The following is a 16575-nucleotide window of genomic DNA, read 5'->3' as shown; positions in this document are numbered from 1 at the left end:
AGGAGATCGGTGACCCAGGTGAATGTCGAGCTGCCGACGCCCGAAGCCGCCATGGCGTTCGGGCGAGCGCTGGGCAAGCTGCTGCGAGCGGGTGACCTGGTGTTGCTGGCCGGTCCTCTCGGGGCGGGCAAGACGACGATGACCCGAGGCATCGCCGACGGCATGGGCGTGTCGGGGCGGGTGAGTTCGCCGACGTTCGTGCTGGCCCGTGTGCACCCGGCGGGGGAGTCGGGTGTGCCGCTGGTGCATGTTGACGCCTACCGGCTCGCCGGTGATCTCGCCCAGCTCGACGATCTCGATCTCGACACCGAACTCGATCGCGCCGCGATGGTGGTCGAGTGGGGCGAGGGCATGGCGGAACGGCTCGCCGAGGACCATCTCGTCGTCCGGCTCGACCGCCGCCCCGACGATGTCCGCGTGGTGACCCTCGAACCGCACGGTGCCTGGGTGGCGCGGGTGTCGGCCGCGCGTTTAGCGGGCTAAACGCTGCACTCGGCTGGTCAGACCCGCACCGCGTAGTCACCGAATGACGGTTCGAGCGCGTCGAAGGCGATCTCTGCGGCGCGAGTGACCTCCTCCGTGATCACGTCGTTGGCGAGGCCCTCCAGGGTGAGTCGCACGGTCTCCTCGAACATCAGCCGGAGTACGGCGTTGAGTTGTGCCGCGACGAGCCGGTGGGTGATGTCGTTCTCGGTCGCACCCGTCTCCTCAGCGAGGACTCGTGCGAGCGACTTCTCCCGGTAGTCGTGGAAGTGCAGGAGCCGCGCCACCAGCACGGGACTGTCGGCCACCATGCGGGCGAAACTCGGCCCGGAGAACCCCGCCATCGGGTCTTGCTCGGCCACTTGCTCGAGACAGGCGCGCCGCACCGCAGCCAGCGCCCCCTCGCCGGGTCGCCGGGCGCGGACGGCTTTCGCCGGCATGTCCGCGAAGCGCTCGTTGAGCTCCCACGCCAGGTCTTCCTTGCGGGGGAAGTAGTTGGTGACGGTCATCTTGGAGACCTGCGCAGCGGCGGCGATCTCGGCGATCGTCACGTTGTCGAAGCCGCGTTCCATGAAGAGCCTCGTCGCGTGCAGCGAGATGTTCTCCCTGGTCCGGTGCTTCTTCAACTCCCTGAGGCCCTGCTTTCGTGTTCCCATCAGGCCAAGATACATGGGTCGAGCCTAAAAAAGTACTGGACAAAACTTTGTGCTTGTGAAAGATTTGCCGTCTTGCCAGAAGGGACAACATGACGCCAGACCCCACGACCGTCCACCCGCTTCCCGCCCACGATCGGGTGGTCTTCCTCAAGGCATTGGTGACCTCACCCAAGATCGTTGTAGGCGATTACACCTACTACGACGACCCCGAGCATGCGACCGAGTTCGAGAGCCGCAACGTTCTCTACGGTTACGGGCCGGAAAAGCTGGTCATCGGCCGATACTGCGCCATCGCCTCCGGAACGACCTTCCTGATGGCGGGCGCCGAGCACCCCACGATGGGGGTGTCCACCTACCCGTTCACGATGTTCGGCGGAGCGTGGGCCGAGCGAACGCTTGACCTTGTCACCGACATGCCCAGCAGGGGTGACACCGTCGTGGGCAACGACGCGTGGATCGGGTACCGGGCCACCGTGCTGCCCGGCGTGCGGATTGGCGACGGCGCCATCATCGCCGCAGGCGCGGTGGTGACCGCTGACGTGCCTCCCTACACCGTGGTCGGCGGTAACCCGGCACGGCCGATCCGTGCCCGATTCGACGACGCCGACGTGGAACGGTTGCTCCGTGCCGCCTGGTGGAACTGGCCTGCCGACCTGGTCACCGAACACGCTCGCACGATCATGGCCGGTACCCCGGCTGAGGTCCTTCGCGTGGCGGAAGAACACGGACTGGAGCAGAACCTGTGACGAGAACTGTCATCACGGAACACCCGGTGCCCGCGGATTCGGGGAGTGGCACCGGACCGTACGGAATCACCACGGGCCCCGACGGTGCACTGTGGTTCACCATGGCCCGCGCCGGGTGCATCGGACGGCTCGTCCCAGGTCAGGAGCCCACGATCCACCGGCTCGACCCGGAGTGTGGACCCACCGTGATCGTCAGCGGGCCCGACGGCGCGCTGTGGTTCACCGAGTATCAGGGCCACCGCATCGGCCGCGTCACCGTGGACGGCGAGATCACCGAGTTCGCCACGCCCACGGCGCAAGCCGGACCGTACGGGCTCACGGCAGGGCCGGACGGAGCGTTGTGGTTCACGGAGATCAACGCAGACCGCATCGGCCGCATCACCACAAGCGGCGAGATCACCGAATATCCGCTGCCCCTACGTGGCGCATTTCCGTCGATGATCGTCACCGGGTCGGACGGTGCGCTGTGGTTCACGTTGAACCAGGCGAACGCCATCGGGCGCATGGCCATCGACGGCACAGTGACGGTGCACGAACTGCCCACGGAGGCAGCGGGGCCTGTCGGGCTCACCGCCGGTACCGACGACGCGCTGTGGTTCGTCGAGATCATGGCGGGTCAGATCGGGCGCATCACCACAGAAGGCCGGATCACGGAGTATCCGCTGCCCGACCGTGCCGCGAAACCGCACGCCATCGCAGCCGGTGCCGACGGCAGACAGTGGTTCACCGAGTGGGGGACGGGCCGCGTCGGCTCCATCACGTCCGATGGCGTGATCGAGGTACATGACCTTCCCGGTGCGAACACCGAACCGCACGGCATCACCGTCGGACCCGACGGGGCCGTGTGGGCCGCGCTGGAGAGCGGCGCGCTGGCGCGTGTCGAGGTCAAACGTTGAGGAGCCGATAGGGGGCGAACAGCCGCCCGAGGCGATTCGGCGGACTCGGCGGTCGCAGGGTACGAAGATCGACATCTGATGGTGACTCTGAATTGGAGCGTCTATGACTCCGAAGATCCACGACGCTGAGAAGGAGTTCGATCGGCAGGTCGGGCGGCTGGTCGAACTCGGCTACCCGCACGCGGCCGGTCTGACGGACGAGCAGTTCGCGAGCGCGGTGGCGCCACTACGCGAGTGCGTGGCCGCGGCGGGGACCGGCGAGCACGATCCTGAACGCGGGCGCGTCGCGTTCGCGCTGGTGGTGACGCGGCAGTTGGTCCCGATCGAGGAGACCATGCCGAGGACGACACTGCACGGGAGAACCAAGCCGGGATTCATCGATCACTCGTTCGAAGAAGGCTCACTCGCACGGTTCGTGGCCACGGACGTGGTGGAACTGCCGGAAGCACGTGCCTACCTGGTGGTGGACGTCAACCGGGGCGAGGAGTTCTGCGGCGCCGTGCCGGCCGACGCGATGGCCGAGATCGCCGATCGCGGTCGCACAGCACTGACCATCGAGGAGGGCATCGCACTCCTGACGCTCTTCCCCGAGGTACTCGTGAAGAACAAGTGCTACATGCTCGGCGGATCGCGGTGCGGCGACCGTCGAGTGCCTGCTCTTTGGATCAGCCAGAACGCCCCCAAACTGGGCTGGTGCTGGGAGCGCAACCCGCACACGTGGCTGGGCATGGCCTCGGCGGGAGGCCGGATGGCGGCGGGGTAATCGCGTTTCGCGGGCTAAATGCTGTCGGTACGGCCGCCTGAGGCAGCCGGTGGATCCGTTCCAGCCGGACGGGGGAGTTCGCCACGGCGGCCTGCCTGCCATCGTTGCCGAGCGCCCCGGACCGCGTTCAGCCCGCGAAACGCGATCGACCGCGGTCGGTCGGCCGAGCGCGTTTCGCGGGCTGAATGCTGTTACCGGGCGCCCGGGCCACCCCGCAAACGGCGGTCGTAGGCTCGAGGGGTGCTTGTACTCGCCATCGACACCGCCACACCCGCCGTCACGGCCGGTGTCGTAGACCTCGGGGAACAGTCGGTCACCGTGCTGGCCGAACGCGTGACGCACGACGCCCGCGCGCACGGCGAGTTGCTCACGCCGCACGCGCTCGACGCCGTCGGCCGGTCGGGCGTGACACTGGCCGACATCGAGGCCGTGGTGTGCGGCGTGGGACCCGGCCCGTTCACCGGCCTCCGCGCGGGCATCGTCACGGCAGCCGCGCTGGCGCACAGCCTCGGCATTCCCGCCTATCCGGTGTGCAGCCTCGACGCCATCGCCGCCGATGTGGTCAACGACACCGGAGTCGCCGAGCCGTTCCTCGTCGTCACGGATGCCCGTCGCCGCGAGGTCTACTGGGCGGCCTACACCCGCGACGGCCGCAGAACCGACGGCCCGGGCGTGTCGAAACCGGCCGAGCTGGATCAGGTGGTACGCCACGTCGAGCAGGCCACACCGAGCCCCGCAGGGCTGGCCCGCGCCGCGGCTCCCGACGTGCTCGCCCGCGCGGAACCTGCCCCGCTGACCCCTCTCTACCTGCGCCGCCCCGACGCCACCGTGCCCGGCGCGCGGAAGCGGGTGACGGCGCAGTGAGGCTCGAACCCCTGCGACGACGTCACATTCGCGCGTGCGTGGAGATCGAGCGGTTGCTGTTTCCCGGCGACAGCCCGTGGAGTGCCTCGGCTTTCCACGCCGAGCTCGACGCGGGCGGGTACTACCTCGTCGCGCTGGACGAACAGGACATGCTTGTCGGCTACGCCGGCCTCGCTCTGATGGGCACACCCGGTGACTGGGAGGGGGGCCTCCACACCATCGCCGTGCACCCCGATCGCCAGGGCGAGGGCATCGGCACTGCGCTGTTGCGTTCCCTGCTCGCGCGCGCCGACGAGTTGCGCGCCCCGGTGGTTCTGGAGGTCCGCACGGACAACGACACCGCCATCACGTTGTACGAGCGACACGGCTTCGAGCGCGTCGGTATCCGGAGGCGGTACTACCAGCCCTCGGGCGCCGACGCTTTCACGATGGTGCGGCCCGCCCGCCGCACGCAGGAGGTGACAGGCTGATGCCCAAGATCATCATGGGCGTGGAGAGTTCGTGCGACGAGACAGGCATCGGGCTCGTGCGGTTGCACGACGACGGCACCGTCGAACTGCTCGCCGACGAGGTCGCCAGCAGTGTGGAGCAGCATGCGCGCTTCGGAGGCGTGGTGCCCGAGGTCGCGAGCCGGGCCCACCTCGAAGCCATGGTTCCCACGGTGCGCAGGGCGTTCGACAGCGCGGGCCTCACCCTTTCCGATGTCGATGCCATCGCGGTGACGGCGGGCCCAGGGCTGGCCGGCGCGCTTCTCGTCGGCGTGTCGGCGGCGAAAGCCTACGCCGCGGCGCTGAACGTCCCGCTGTACGGCGTGAACCACCTCGCAGGGCACATCGCCGTCGATACCCTCCAGCACGGGCCGTTGCCCACACCATCACTGGCGTTGCTGGTGTCCGGTGGACATACACAACTTCTGCGCGTGGACGACATCGCCAGCAAGATCACGGAGATCGGGTCCACAGTGGACGACGCAGCAGGAGAGGCCTACGACAAGGTGGCCCGCGTGCTCGGCCTGCCCTACCCTGGCGGCCCTCCCATCGACAAAGCTGCTCAGGAGGGCGATCCGGGCGCGATCGCGTTCCCCAGAGGCATGACCGGCCCGCGCGACCCGGCTTTCGACTTCTCGTTCTCGGGTTTGAAGACCGCGGTCGCGAGGTGGGTCGAAGGTGCGCAGGCGAGGGGAGAGCAGGTACCCGTCGCCGACGTCGCCGCATCGTTCCAGGAAGCCGTCGCCGATGTGCTCACGGCCAAGGCTGTGCGGGCCGCCACGGAGTCCGGCATCGGCACCCTCGTCATCTCCGGTGGTGTCGCGGCGAACTCGCGCCTCGCCGGTCTTGCTGCCGAGCGTTGCGCGGAGGCCGGCATCGAGTTGCGGGTGCCGAGGCCCCGGTTGTGTACGGACAACGGCGCGATGATCGCGGCGCTCGGCGCGCACCTCGTGGCGGCAGGTTGCGCGCCGAGCCCCCTTGATCTCTCGGCGAATCCCGCACTGCCCGTCAGCACCGTCTGCGTGTGACGACACTGCGCGTCACGACCGGATGCCGTGCATTCCGTCGCTGGTGCTCGCCGAGAACGAGACGCCCACCCGGATCGTGTGCCTTCTACCGGGTGGAGCGATCTCGCCGCGTGATGCTCAGCGCGGTGTCACCTCGGACAGGCCAGGATGCCGGTCGGCGATCACGAACGACGCCCGCGTACGCACCGGCGCGCCGGGCCGGGTGACGTACTCGACCACCCGGAAGTCGGCGCGCAGCTCTTCCCTGGAGATGTGCGTGCGGACGTAGCCGCGCTGGTTGTTGCGGAACCGGATGTGCGGGTTACGCCGCAGGTCTGGGTGCTCTGCGGGGTCGGAGTCCGCTCCGTTGCCGCCCGAGGTGATCGAGCTGGTCACCAGCTCGGTGCCGATCACGGGGCTGTCGGGGTTCGCGTAGTCGGCCTTGAGCTCGTTGGCCCAATGCGTGTGGACGTCCCCGGTGAGCACAACGGGATTCCGGACACCGGCCTCGACCCAGCCGTCGCTGATGCGTTCCCGCGAGCCGCGGTAGCCGTCCCAGGCGTCCATGCTCGTCGAACCGGAGGCGCTCACCCTGCTGGCGAAGAACACCTGCTGGCCGAGCAGATCCCAGCGAGCGCGGGAACGCCGGAACTGCTCCAGCAGCCACTGCTCCTGGTCGTCGCCGGTGAGCGAGCGTGCGGGGTCCACGGCGTCCTCGCAGATCTTCCACCCGTCACCGCAGGCCTGGTCGTCGCGGTACTGGCGGGTGTCGAGCATGTGGAAGTTCACCAGCGAACCCCACGACACGGTGCGATAGAGCTGGATGCGCGAGCCCTGCGGGCGGTTGCGGTGGCGCAACGGCATGTTCTCGTAGTAGGCGCGGAACGCGTTGGCGCGGCGCTGCAGGAAGTCGGGCTGGGGGAGGTGGGGCTTCTCGTGGATGTCGCCTGCCCAGTTGTTGTCCACCTCGTGGTCGTCCGGCACGACGAGCCACGGCGCGACGGCGTGTGCGGCCTGCAGGTCGGCGTCGGAGCGGTACTGTGCGTAGCGCTGGCGGTAGTTCGCGAGTGTCTCGGTTTCGGGGCCCCGATGGTCGCGGACGTTGCCGTCGGGGGAGACGTACGTGTCGGGTTTGTATTCGTAGATGTAGTCGCCGAGGTGCAGCACCAGGTCGGGTTCGTCCTCGGCGAGGTGCCGGTAAGCGGTGAAGTACCCATGCTCGTACTGCGAGCATGAGGCGAAGGCCATCGTCATCGCGGCACCGAATGTGCCCGGTGTCTGCGCCGTGCGGGTACGTCCGGTCGGCGAGAGGAACCGCCCGCACCGGAACCGGTAGAAGTACTCACGCCCCGGTGCGAGTCCCGCGATTTCGGCGTGGACGGCGTATCCAGCCTCGGCGTCCGTCGTCTCGTGACCTCGGCGCACGACGTGGCGGAAGCGCTCGTCCTCGGCGAGTTCCCATTGCACGGTGACAGCTCGGCGGCCCAGACCGCCGAGCCCGTCCTCCGCGAGCGGGTCGGTCGCGAGCCGGGTCCACAGCACGACGCTGTGGTGGTCCGGTTCACCCGACGCCACGCCGAGGGTGAACACCTCGCCGCGCAAAGGCACACCGGCACCCTGTGCCGCCGCAGCCCTCGCGGCGGGGGCGAGTCCACCCAGGGCTCCTGCGGCCGCGAACGCCGCGGTTCCCAGCGCGGCTCCACCGAGCAACACCTGGCGGCGGCTCGGCACTGTCTGTGACGGGTCCTTCTCACTGGAAGCGGGCATGGATCGTCTCCCAACGTGGTGTCGATCAGCGCGGAACGCGCACAGCCTGCCGCCGGGTGGTGACCGTCTCTTCCCGAACGGGTGAGCGTGGGGTGAACACTGCATCAGCTCGATGGCCCGCCGAGGGCTCTTTCCGTCCGCCGCAGGCCCAGCGTGGTCGGCTTCGTACCGCAGGACGTCCGTGACCAGCGTGGAGCCGAGGGGGGACCCTGGTTGCGCGGCTAGCACTCAGCTGGCTAGAGTGCTAATTGCACGGCACCGCACACGCCCCGGCACCCGCGACGGCGGGGGTGGTAGGAGCCGTACCCAACTAGGTACCTGCCAACGCTTTGGAAGACCCGTGGAGGTCACACCGGTGAGCGTGAACATCAAGCCGCTCGAGGACAAGATCGTTGTCCAGACGAGCGAGGCCGAGGAGACGACGGCCTCGGGCCTCGTCATCCCCGACACCGCGAAGGAGAAGCCCCAGGAGGGCAAGGTCCTGGCCGTTGGCCCGGGCCGCGTCGATGACAAGGGCAACCGCATTCCTGTGGATGTCAAGGAAGGCGACGTCGTCATCTACTCCAAGTACGGCGGCACCGAGGTCAAGTACAACGGCGAGGAGTACTTGATCCTGTCCGCCCGTGACGTGCTGGCCGTCATCAACTGACGACCGCCTCGCGTCGAAACGCCCCGGGCCCCGCACACGCCGGGGTACCGGGGCGTTTCGCGTTTCCCCGAGAGAGGTTTCCCCATGCCTAAGCAGATCAACTTCGACGAGGACGCTCGTCGGGCGCTCGAACGCGGGGTGGACAAGCTCGCCGACGCGGTGAAGGTGACCCTCGGCCCCCGCGGTCGCCACGTCGTTCTCGACAAGAAGTTCGGCGGGCCCACCATCACGCTGGACGGCGTGACCGTTGCCCGCGAGATCGAACTCGACGACCCGTTCGAAAACCTCGGTGCGCAGCTGGCGAAGAACGTCGCCACCAAGACCAACGACGTGGTCGGCGACGGCACCACGACGTCCACCGTGCTCGCGCAGGCCCTCGTCAAGGTCGGCCTTCGCAACGTGGCGGCAGGCGCCAACCCCACAGCCCTCGGCCGGGGCATCGAACTGGCGGCCGAGAAGGTCGTCGAGTTGCTCAAGGCCAAGGCCACCCCGGTCAAGGGCCGCGACAACATCGCTCAGGTCGGCACCGTCACCTCCCGCGACACCACCATCGGTGCGTTGCTGGGTGAGGCGGTGGAGAAGGTCGGCGAGGACGGCGTGATCACGGTGGAGGAGTCGTCCACACTCGCCACCGAACTCGACATCACCGAGGGCGTGCAGTTCGACAAGGGCTACCTCTCGGCGCACTTCGCCACCAATCCGGAAGAGCAGCGGGCCGTCCTCGAGAACGCCTACGTGCTGCTGCACCGGGAGAAGATCTCGGCTCTGGCCGACCTCCTTCCGCTGCTGGAGAAGGTCGCGGAGGACAAGAAGCCGCTGCTGATCATCGCGGAGGACGTCGAGGGCGAGGCTCTCTCGACCCTGGTGGTCAACTCGCTGCGCAAGACGATCAATGCCGTTGCCGTCAAGGCGCCGTTCTTCGGCGACCGGCGCAAGGCGTTCCTGGACGACCTCGCCGTCGTCACGGGCGCTCAGGTCGTGTCGAGCGAGGTCGGCCTGAAGCTGTCCGAGGTCGGGCTCGACGTACTGGGCAAGGCTCGCCGTATCGAGGTGACCAAGGACACCACCACGATCGTGGACGGCGCGGGCACGAAGGACGACCTACAGGCCCGTATCGCCCAGATCCGCAAGGAGATCGAGAGCACCGACTCCGACTGGGACAGGGAGAAGCTCCAGGAGCGGCTCGCCAAGCTCGGCGGCGGTGTCGCGGTGATCCGTGTGGGTGCTGCCACCGAGACGGAACTGAACGAACGCAAGCACCGTATCGAGGACGCTGTGGCGTCAACCAAGGCCGCCGTCGAGGAGGGCATCGTTCCAGGCGGTGGTTCGGCACTCGCGCACATCGCGAAGGAACTCGACGACCTCGGTCTCACGGGCGACGAGGCCACCGGCGTCAAGATCGTGCGTGATGCGCTGACAGCGCCGCTGTACTGGATCGCCACCAATGCGGGGCACGAGGGCGCTGTCATCGTGTCGAAGGTGCAGGAGCAGAAGTGGGGCGAGGGTCTCAACGCGGCCACCGGTGAACTCACCGATCTGCTTGCCGCGGGCATCATCGACCCCGTGAAGGTCACCCGCTCCGCGGTGGCCAACGCCGCGTCGATCGCCCGGCTGGTGCTGACCACCGAGAGCTCGGTGGTCGAGAAGCCCGAGGACAACGGCGGCGCGGCCGGCCACGGTCACTCGCACTGAACGCAGGGTTTCAACACGGCGAACGGGGCGGCACTCGGTACGTGAGTGCCGCCCCGTTCGTGTACCGCCCGTCCTACTCGCCCAGTTCGACGGACGGCGATCGTGGCGCGGGGAGGGGAACGCCCCGCGGAACCCGATCAGCGTGCGGTCAGGGTGAGTGACCGCTTCTGGGACCTGATGATGGCTTCTCGCTCCGCTTCCGAGAGCCCGCCCCAGATGCCGTACGGCTCGTGGACGGCGAGCGCGTGCTCACGGCACATCTGAAGCACCGGGCAGGTGTGGCAGATGGCCTTGGCTCGCGCCTCCCTCCTCGCTCGTGCAGGTCCTCTCTCCCCGTCGGGGTGGAAGAACGAGCCGCTGTCCATCCCCCGGCAAGCCCCCTCGAGTTGCCAGTCCCAAACGTCCGCGTTCGGGCCAGGGAGTCTGCGCGTGTCTGCCATTCGTGACCGCCTCCGATATCCGGCACCACGCGGCCGGATTGTGCAGTTGTCGTAGTGCGACTACTCCATTTGGTGCAACGGCCGTAACGCTAGAAGCCCGTCCGGCGAATGTTCAAGGCCTGTCAGTGGAATCAGCCGATAGGCGTGCCGATTGACTGTGATCGGTAACACAGTGCCGAAAAATGATTCACCGGTTTCACTCGGCTGAGTTTCACCAGGTGATCCTGTTGTATTTCGTGTCCGATTTTTGGGCTACCCGCTGTGCTCCCGGCCACTCGGACGGGTCACGATGAGGGCATGCCGATCGTTGAAAATGTCCTGCGAACCGCCGCGTTCGGTGGAAGCCGGCTCGCCGAAGCGGATGCGGCCACACCACCTGGTGGCGGCCCGCTGCTCACGCCGGTACAGCGGTGGCTCGACGCCGTGGTCCGTGGCGCTCGTGGGGAGTACGCGGCAGCGGCGGCGGTGCTGCAACCATTGAGCCGCCACGGCGACGGCGTGATCGCTTCCCTTGCTGCGTCGGCACTCGCGTCCCACAGGAGGCAACTCGGCGGACACGCGGCGGCCCTCCGCCTCGACGGCATCGCCCTGCGCAGGGTGGTCGAGGCAGGGCAGGCGGATCACGTCGCCACCGGACCGGGGTGGGGGCGAGGTGACCCCGACGGCCTCGACCAGGCGGGAGCGCTTTCCGACGCACTGCTCGGGCTGGCCGCCGACCACCTCGGGCTTGGCAGGCTGGCCGAGTGCGAGGCGTTGCTCACCAGGGCGGCCCGCGCGGTCGCCGTGAGCGGCTGCTGGCGCGCCGAAGTCCGCCTCGGGTGGGTGCAGGCCGAGCTCGCCCTCGCGTCCGGCCGCCCTTTCGACAGCATTTCGCCCGCTAAACGCGCTTTGGCGCTCGCGGAGGCGCGCGGTGCGGCCCGGCACGTGGCGAAGTCGCAACTGGTGCTCGGGGCCGCGCTGGTCGCTTCGGACGAGCGGAGGGGGCCGGACAGGCAACGCGAGCCGGACGGGCAAGGGGGGCAGAAGGGCAGGGCTGGTGTGTTGGGGAAGTCAGGCAGGCCCGGCGGGCTGGGCCGGCCGGGCGAATCGGGCGGGCCTGATAGGAGGCAACGCGCCAGAGAACTCGTCGGCGCCGCTTTGACGGAAGCACGAAGAAACGGATGGCGATCACTGACCTGGCCCGCACTCCTCCTTTTCGCCGATCTCGAACCAGAACAAGCTGTTTGGAGTCGCTCCAGAGTTACCGACGAGTTGAGTGCACTGTTGGCGTCAACCGATCCGGTGGGACGGCGTCTGGCTCGCGACTCGCCATGGGTGCCGATCTAGGCCTTTTCCAGGGAGATATGGGGCATGCCGACATCCGGGGGAAGATTCCTTCAAAAAAAGCCACCGGATCGTGTCAAGGTGACACCTAAAGCGTCCGATAGGGGAAGAGGAATGTCACCCGGCTGCAGGAAGGAACCCCTGTGACGACGGTCTTGATCTGCGACGACCGACGCAGTGTCCGCGAAGGGCTCACGCGCGTGATGTCCGCTGTTCCCGGCGTCAGTCGCATCGACTGTGTAGCGCACGGTGACGAGTTGCTTGCCAGGTACTCCCGGCAGCCGGTCGATGTCGTGCTCGTAGGCACGCAGCGTGCCGTGCCGACCGGTGTGGAGGCCACGCGGCGGCTGGTCTCGGCCAACCCGCAGGCAAACGTGATCGTGTTCGGCGCGCCGGACGATGCGGGCAGCATCGCGGCTGCCATCGCCGGCGGTGCCCGAGGTTACCTGCGGTGGGACGCCTCGCGTCCCGAACTCGTCGCCGCGCTCGCCCACACGTTGGCCAGCACATCCGTGCCTGCGCCACGCCAGCCCTCCGACCCCGGTGTCCAGCTCACCGAGCGCGAACTCCAGGTGCTCCGTGGCATGAGCCAGGGCAAGAGCAACGGCCAGATTGGTCGCGAGCTGTATCTCTCCGAGGACACCGTGAAGACCCATGCCCGCCGCTTGTTCCGCAAGCTCGGTGTGCGTGACCGCGCCCAGGCTGTCGCGCACGGTTTCCGGCGGGGCCTCGTCTCCTGAATGGTCCGATATCACCCGTTACACACTGTCTCTGACCATCGAACACGCCACGCCGGTCACGCCGGTGTGGCGTGTCATGTTGTGGGCGGTCTGCCGATCGGCTCCGGTATTTCGATGGTCGCCGGAATGCCCGCCGGTGCGGTAGCGTCCGTTGCCGCAGGTCGGCTCACGGGCAAGACCGCAGCGCGACCGTCAACGGAATCGAGTGGTCCCGACAGGTACGGTAGGTGTCACCGGCGTGGTGGCGACGGTTTCGGAAGCCGCGCGCCGTTGTTTTTGCACGCCTATACGTAACACCGGGACTGTTGTCTGCGATGGCCACTATGGGGGATGGACTGGACGAGTCGGTCGCCGCCGCTGTCGAGGGAGATCCTCAAGCGGTCGAGCGACTGCTGGCCGCTATCCGTCCCCTGGTGGTGCGGTACTGCCGCGCCAGAGTTGGCAGGCAGGAACGATCGTTCGCTTCGGCTGACGACGTAGCCCAGGAGGTGTGTCTCGCGGTGCTCACGGCGTTGCCCTCGTACCGTGATCAAGGCCGCCCTTTCCTGGCTTTCGTCTACGGGATCGCTCAGCACAAGGTCGCCGACGCCCACCGGGCCGCGTCCCGTAACCGCGCTGAACCCGTCGCGGAGGTTCCTGACGAGATTGAGCGCGACATCGGCCCCGAGCAACGCGCTCTTCAGGGCGAGCTGAACGAACGGATGTCGCAGTTGCTGCAGGTGTTGCCGGACAAACAACGCGAGATCGTGGTGTTGCGGGTTGTCGTCGGGCTTTCGGCGGAGGAGACCGCGGAGGCCGTCGGATCGACGCCGGGGGCGGTCAGGGTCGCCCAGCATCGCGCCCTCGCGCGGCTACGCAAGGCGCTGGCCGCTGAGGAGGTGGTCTGATGACGGAACGCGACGGTGCTGACGGCGACAACCGCGAAACCACCGGGTTCGAGGTCGAGGGCCGAGACGACGGCACGGCATCGCGCGGCTCGACGGCCTCCGAGGACTCGATGCCATCCGAGACTGAGTCTGCAAGGTCCGCAAGGTTCGCTGTGTCCGGGGATTCCGCATCTTCTTCCTCGCACACGTCCGATGCCGACGTGACATGGACAACAGAAGGGGAGCTGACGGACCTTTCCGCCGTCCAGGCCGATGACGCCCTGCTCGACGCCCTCGGCGGTGCGGATTCCCGGGTCGCCGATGGTCTCGGCGATTACGAGTTGAGCGCATTGCTGCTCGCCTGGCGGCGCGATGTTGACAGCGAGGCGATCCCGGAGCTTGTCGATACGCCGTCGGCCGTCACCACGGTGAAGACAGCTGTCGCCGCACGCAACGCCCGTGGCGGTGGACGTCGGCGCCTGCTCGTTCCCGTTGCCGCGGCGGCTGCCGTGCTGGCCATCGGCTTCACAGGGACAGCGCTCGCCGCAAGGGACGCACAGCCAGGAGACACGCTGTGGGGGCTCAGCAAGGTGTTGTACGCCGACCACGCGCGCTCGGTGGAGGCTGCGGCGTCCGTGCGTACCGACCTCGACGCGGCGTTCCTGGCCATCGCCCAGGAACGCTACGAGGACGCTCGCCGCGCGCTCAAGGAAGCGGAACAGGCACTCAGAGGAGTCACGGGTGAGGACGAACTCGCCCGGCTGCGTGCCCGCCACACCGAGTTGATGGCGCAGCTCGACCAGCCGGACAACACTGACCCGATCCCGCCTGTCACGTCGTCGGAGCCCGCATCGGGCACCGACGGGCCACAGACGTCGGAGCCTTCCGATTCGTCGTCGGAGTCGTCGCAGGTCAGCGTGCCTCCCGAACTCGACGAGACGTCGTCGGTCCCCACGACGGAGACCTCGTCGCCGACCGAACCGACCTCGCCCACGACCACCACGGAAGACACGGACGAGGAGTCGGGAAGCCGGTCCGACACCTCGGTGTCGAGGGACACCCAGGGCGCCGCGACCAGCTGACCAGCGCACCTCGGCACGCGCCCGCCCTCGCAGGAGGGGCGCGTGCCGCAGGGTTCAGTGGGCGTTCAGTGGGCGTTCTCCGTTGCCGTGATGCCGTCGGCGAAGCCCCTGCAGTAGTCCCATGTCACATAGAGCGCGGGGTCCGGGTCGAACGCCGGTTCGTGAGGGCGCATCTGCCCGTCCGACAGCAGTTGCTCGAGACTGGCGCGAAGTAGATGCCAGTCGTGGTAGTGCGGCTGCTCACATTCGGCGCAATCCACGACGATGCCCCTGATCCCCCGAGGTTCGAGCAACGCCTGGTAGACCGTGAGATCCGAGAGGTCCGCGAGCAGTTCGGAGCGCTCTTCCGGGCTCATCGGCTCGGCAGCGGGCTCGTCGAGCGCCGCGAACTCCTTCGCGGGGTCGTTCGGGTCGTCAGCGAACGGGTCCGGAGGCAACACTTCGTGTGGCACGATCCAGCACGGTACCGGGCGGTCCCCGGGTCGCGTCCAGATACCATCGCTAACAGGTCCGCATATCCGTGGATGGTTCATCCTGCCGAGGAAGGTCAGCTCCACCCATGACGAATGACACCGCGCCCGCAGGTCTGCTGTCCTCCGAGCAGGAGGAGACCGGTGGAGCCCCGGACAAGTTCGCGATGCTGGGCCTGACGTTCGACGACGTTCTCCTCCTGCCCGCGGAGTCGGATGTCGTGCCGAGCGGTGTGGACACGAGTACCAACCTGACGCGCAACGTCCGGCTCAACATCCCCCTGATCTCGGCGGCGATGGACACGGTCACCGAGGCACGCATGGCCATCGCCATGGCCCGCCAGGGCGGCCTCGGCGTGCTACAGCGCAACTTGCCGGTCGAGGAGCAGGCACAGGCCGTCGAGGTGGTGAAGCGCTCCGAGGCAGGCATGGTGACCGATCCGGTCACGTGTTCACCGGACGACACGCTCGCCGATGTGGACGCCCTCTGCGCGAGGTTCCGCATCTCCGGGGTTCCGGTGACGGACGCGTCGGGCACGCTCGTCGGCATCATCACCAACCGCGACATGCGGTTCGAGGTGGATTACAGCAAGCCCGTGCGGGACGTGATGACCAAGGCGCCCCTGGTGACGGCGCAGGTCGGGGTCACCGCCGACGCGGCGCTGGGCCTGCTGCGCCGACACAAGATCGAGAAGTTGCCGATCGTGGACGGCGACGGCAAGCTGCGCGGCCTCATCACGGTGAAGGACTTCGTCAAGACGGAGCAGTACCCGAACGCGACCAAGGACACCGACGGCAGGCTCGTCGTCGGCGCGGCCGTCGGCGTCGGCGAGGACGGTTTCCAGCGCGCCATGGCGCTCGCCGACGCGGGTGTGGACGTGCTGATGGTCGATACGGCTCACGGACATTCGCGCGCGGTGCTGGAGACGGTCGCCCGGCTTAAGAAGGAACTCGGCAGCACCGTGGACGTCGTCGGCGGCAACATCGCCACGCGGGCGGGTGCGCAGGCGCTGGTGGACGCGGGAGCTGACGCCGTCAAGGTCGGCGTCGGTCCCGGCTCCATCTGCACCACGCGCGTCGTGGCTGGTGTCGGGGTTCCGCAGATCTCCGCCATCTACGAGGCCGACAAGGCGTGCAGGCCAGCCGGTGTCCCGGTGATCGGCGACGGCGGCATCCAGTACTCCGGCGACATCGCCAAGGCGATCGCGGCCGGAGCATCGTCTGTGATGCTCGGAAGCCTCCTCGCCGGGACCGCAGAGGCGCCGGGCGAGCTCGTTCTCGTCAACGGCAAGCAGTACAAGACCTACCGCGGCATGGGTTCGCTCGGGGCCATGCAGTCGCGCGGCGGCGGTCGGTCGTACTCGAAGGACCGCTACGCGCAGGACGACGTGCTCTCGGAGGACAAACTCGTGCCGGAGGGCATCGAGGGCAGGACGCCGTTCCGTGGGCCGCTCGCCGGTGTGGTGCACCAGCTCGTGGGCGGGCTCCGATCGGGCATGGGCTACGCCGGTGCCAGCACCATCGCCGAGTTGCAGCGGGCGCAGCTCTTGCGGATCACCTCGGCAGGTCTCAAGGAGAGCCACCCCCACGACGTCACGATGACCGTGGAGTCTCCGAACTACACCACCCGCTAGTCGTTCACG

The 16575-nt window shown here is 68.1% G+C and carries 18 protein-coding genes; 14 read left to right on the top strand and 4 right to left on the bottom strand.

Annotated features, from left to right (window positions below):
- Positions 1-9 precede the first annotated feature (9 nt).
- Complete coding sequence (gene tsaE, locus SACXIDRAFT_RS07565; RefSeq protein ID WP_006237953.1) at positions 10-483, top strand: tRNA (adenosine(37)-N6)-threonylcarbamoyltransferase complex ATPase subunit type 1 TsaE; 474 nt, start codon at positions 10-12, stop codon at positions 481-483.
- Positions 484-500: 17 nt separating this feature from the next.
- Here the strand turns inward: tsaE and SACXIDRAFT_RS07560 are convergent, their stop codons facing one another.
- Complete coding sequence (locus SACXIDRAFT_RS07560) at positions 501-1139, bottom strand: TetR/AcrR family transcriptional regulator (protein ID WP_040922082.1); 639 nt, start codon at positions 1137-1139, stop codon at positions 501-503.
- Between the two features lie 89 nt (positions 1140-1228).
- Here SACXIDRAFT_RS07560 and SACXIDRAFT_RS07555 point away from each other — a divergent pair, with 89 nt between their 5' ends.
- From SACXIDRAFT_RS07555 to tsaD, 6 genes are all read left to right on the top strand, one after another.
- Positions 1229-1885 (top strand): CatB-related O-acetyltransferase, encoded by a 657-nt coding sequence (locus tag SACXIDRAFT_RS07555; protein WP_006237949.1) that lies wholly within the window; start codon positions 1229-1231, stop codon positions 1883-1885.
- Entirely contained in the window at positions 1882-2781 is a 900-nt protein-coding gene (locus tag SACXIDRAFT_RS07550) for a Vgb family protein (protein ID WP_006237948.1), read from the top strand. The genes SACXIDRAFT_RS07555 and SACXIDRAFT_RS07550 overlap by 4 nt, the downstream gene beginning before the upstream one ends.
- Before the next feature lie 103 nt (positions 2782-2884).
- Complete coding sequence (locus SACXIDRAFT_RS07545) at positions 2885-3544, top strand: DUF5701 family protein (RefSeq protein ID WP_006237947.1); 660 nt, start codon at positions 2885-2887, stop codon at positions 3542-3544.
- A gap of 240 nt (positions 3545-3784) precedes the next feature.
- Entirely contained in the window at positions 3785-4408 is a 624-nt protein-coding gene (gene tsaB, locus SACXIDRAFT_RS07540) for a tRNA (adenosine(37)-N6)-threonylcarbamoyltransferase complex dimerization subunit type 1 TsaB (protein ID WP_006237946.1), read from the top strand.
- On the top strand, positions 4405-4878 hold the full coding sequence (gene rimI, locus SACXIDRAFT_RS07535; protein ID WP_006237945.1) for a ribosomal protein S18-alanine N-acetyltransferase: 474 nt from the start codon (positions 4405-4407) through the stop codon (positions 4876-4878). The genes tsaB and rimI overlap by 4 nt, the downstream gene beginning before the upstream one ends.
- Positions 4878-5924, top strand: coding sequence for a tRNA (adenosine(37)-N6)-threonylcarbamoyltransferase complex transferase subunit TsaD (tsaD, locus tag SACXIDRAFT_RS07530; RefSeq protein ID WP_006237944.1), 1047 nt, complete (start codon positions 4878-4880; stop codon positions 5922-5924). Before rimI ends, tsaD begins: the two co-directional genes overlap by 1 nt.
- A 117-nt stretch (positions 5925-6041) precedes the next feature.
- On the opposite strand, the gene SACXIDRAFT_RS07525 is transcribed toward tsaD, so the two are convergent.
- The gene (locus SACXIDRAFT_RS07525) at positions 6042-7670 is read right to left on the bottom strand and encodes an alkaline phosphatase D family protein (RefSeq protein WP_006237943.1); all 1629 of its coding nucleotides are present in this window, start codon (positions 7668-7670) and stop codon (positions 6042-6044) included.
- A gap of 355 nt (positions 7671-8025) precedes the next feature.
- Here SACXIDRAFT_RS07525 and groES point away from each other — a divergent pair, with 355 nt between their 5' ends.
- Both groES and groL read left to right on the top strand, forming a co-directional pair.
- On the top strand, positions 8026-8319 hold the full coding sequence (gene groES, locus SACXIDRAFT_RS07520) for a co-chaperone GroES (protein WP_005443379.1): 294 nt from the start codon (positions 8026-8028) through the stop codon (positions 8317-8319).
- Positions 8320-8403: 84 nt separating this feature from the next.
- On the top strand, positions 8404-10011 hold the full coding sequence (groL, locus tag SACXIDRAFT_RS07515) for a chaperonin GroEL (RefSeq protein ID WP_006237942.1): 1608 nt from the start codon (positions 8404-8406) through the stop codon (positions 10009-10011).
- 137 nt (positions 10012-10148) lie between these two features.
- On the opposite strand, the gene SACXIDRAFT_RS07510 is transcribed toward groL, so the two are convergent.
- Positions 10149-10451 (bottom strand): WhiB family transcriptional regulator, encoded by a 303-nt coding sequence (locus SACXIDRAFT_RS07510; protein WP_006237941.1) that lies wholly within the window; start codon positions 10449-10451, stop codon positions 10149-10151.
- 297 nt (positions 10452-10748) lie between these two features.
- Between SACXIDRAFT_RS07510 and SACXIDRAFT_RS07505 the strand changes: the two genes are divergently transcribed.
- The 4 genes from SACXIDRAFT_RS07505 (at position 10749) to SACXIDRAFT_RS07490 (ending at position 14462) form a co-directional block, all read left to right on the top strand.
- Positions 10749-11777 carry a hypothetical protein gene (locus tag SACXIDRAFT_RS07505; RefSeq protein WP_006237940.1) on the top strand — a complete coding sequence of 343 codons (1029 nt, stop codon included), beginning with the start codon at positions 10749-10751 and terminating at the stop codon, positions 11775-11777.
- A gap of 140 nt (positions 11778-11917) precedes the next feature.
- Entirely contained in the window at positions 11918-12514 is a 597-nt protein-coding gene (locus tag SACXIDRAFT_RS07500) for a response regulator transcription factor (protein ID WP_003073605.1), read from the top strand.
- A gap of 314 nt (positions 12515-12828) precedes the next feature.
- Positions 12829-13401 (top strand): sigma-70 family RNA polymerase sigma factor, encoded by a 573-nt coding sequence (locus SACXIDRAFT_RS07495; protein ID WP_006237938.1) that lies wholly within the window; start codon positions 12829-12831, stop codon positions 13399-13401.
- A complete protein-coding gene (locus SACXIDRAFT_RS07490) occupies positions 13401-14462 on the top strand; it encodes an anti-sigma-D factor RsdA (protein ID WP_006237937.1) in 1062 nt (353 codons plus the stop codon). The genes SACXIDRAFT_RS07495 and SACXIDRAFT_RS07490 overlap by 1 nt, the downstream gene beginning before the upstream one ends.
- 65 nt (positions 14463-14527) lie before the next feature.
- Here SACXIDRAFT_RS07490 and SACXIDRAFT_RS07485 read toward each other — a convergent pair whose 3' ends face one another.
- Complete coding sequence (locus tag SACXIDRAFT_RS07485; protein WP_006237936.1) at positions 14528-14914, bottom strand: DUF5319 domain-containing protein; 387 nt, start codon at positions 14912-14914, stop codon at positions 14528-14530.
- A 107-nt stretch (positions 14915-15021) separates the two neighbouring features.
- On the opposite strand from SACXIDRAFT_RS07485, the gene guaB reads away from it, so the two are divergent.
- Positions 15022-16566 (top strand): IMP dehydrogenase, encoded by a 1545-nt coding sequence (guaB, locus tag SACXIDRAFT_RS07480; RefSeq protein ID WP_006237934.1) that lies wholly within the window; start codon positions 15022-15024, stop codon positions 16564-16566.
- Positions 16567-16575 lie beyond the last annotated feature (9 nt).

It is taken from the genome of Saccharomonospora xinjiangensis XJ-54 (genome assembly GCF_000258175.1).
GTDB lineage: Bacteria > Actinomycetota > Actinomycetes > Mycobacteriales > Pseudonocardiaceae > Saccharomonospora > Saccharomonospora xinjiangensis.
This window is presented reverse-complemented; position numbering and strand designations above follow the sequence as displayed.

What these genes read in the sequence shown, in the direction of transcription:
- SACXIDRAFT_RS07510 (WP_006237941.1), bottom strand. Translation starts at nt 10,451, where the DNA reads ATGGCAGACACGCGCAGACTCCCTGGCCCGAACGCGGACGTTTGGGAC.
- SACXIDRAFT_RS07555 (WP_006237949.1), top strand. Translation starts at nt 1,229, where the DNA reads ATGACGCCAGACCCCACGACCGTCCACCCGCTTCCCGCCCACGATCGG.
- SACXIDRAFT_RS07525 (WP_006237943.1), bottom strand. Translation starts at nt 7,670, where the DNA reads ATGCCCGCTTCCAGTGAGAAGGACCCGTCACAGACAGTGCCGAGCCGC.
- tsaD (WP_006237944.1), top strand. Translation starts at nt 4,878, where the DNA reads ATGCCCAAGATCATCATGGGCGTGGAGAGTTCGTGCGACGAGACAGGC.
- SACXIDRAFT_RS07490 (WP_006237937.1), top strand. Translation starts at nt 13,401, where the DNA reads ATGACGGAACGCGACGGTGCTGACGGCGACAACCGCGAAACCACCGGG.
- SACXIDRAFT_RS07505 (WP_006237940.1), top strand. Translation starts at nt 10,749, where the DNA reads ATGCCGATCGTTGAAAATGTCCTGCGAACCGCCGCGTTCGGTGGAAGC.
- SACXIDRAFT_RS07560 (WP_040922082.1), bottom strand. Translation starts at nt 1,139, where the DNA reads ATGGGAACACGAAAGCAGGGCCTCAGGGAGTTGAAGAAGCACCGGACC.
- SACXIDRAFT_RS07495 (WP_006237938.1), top strand. Translation starts at nt 12,829, where the DNA reads ATGGCCACTATGGGGGATGGACTGGACGAGTCGGTCGCCGCCGCTGTC.
- groL (WP_006237942.1), top strand. Translation starts at nt 8,404, where the DNA reads ATGCCTAAGCAGATCAACTTCGACGAGGACGCTCGTCGGGCGCTCGAA.
- guaB (WP_006237934.1), top strand. Translation starts at nt 15,022, where the DNA reads ATGACGAATGACACCGCGCCCGCAGGTCTGCTGTCCTCCGAGCAGGAG.
- SACXIDRAFT_RS07545 (WP_006237947.1), top strand. Translation starts at nt 2,885, where the DNA reads ATGACTCCGAAGATCCACGACGCTGAGAAGGAGTTCGATCGGCAGGTC.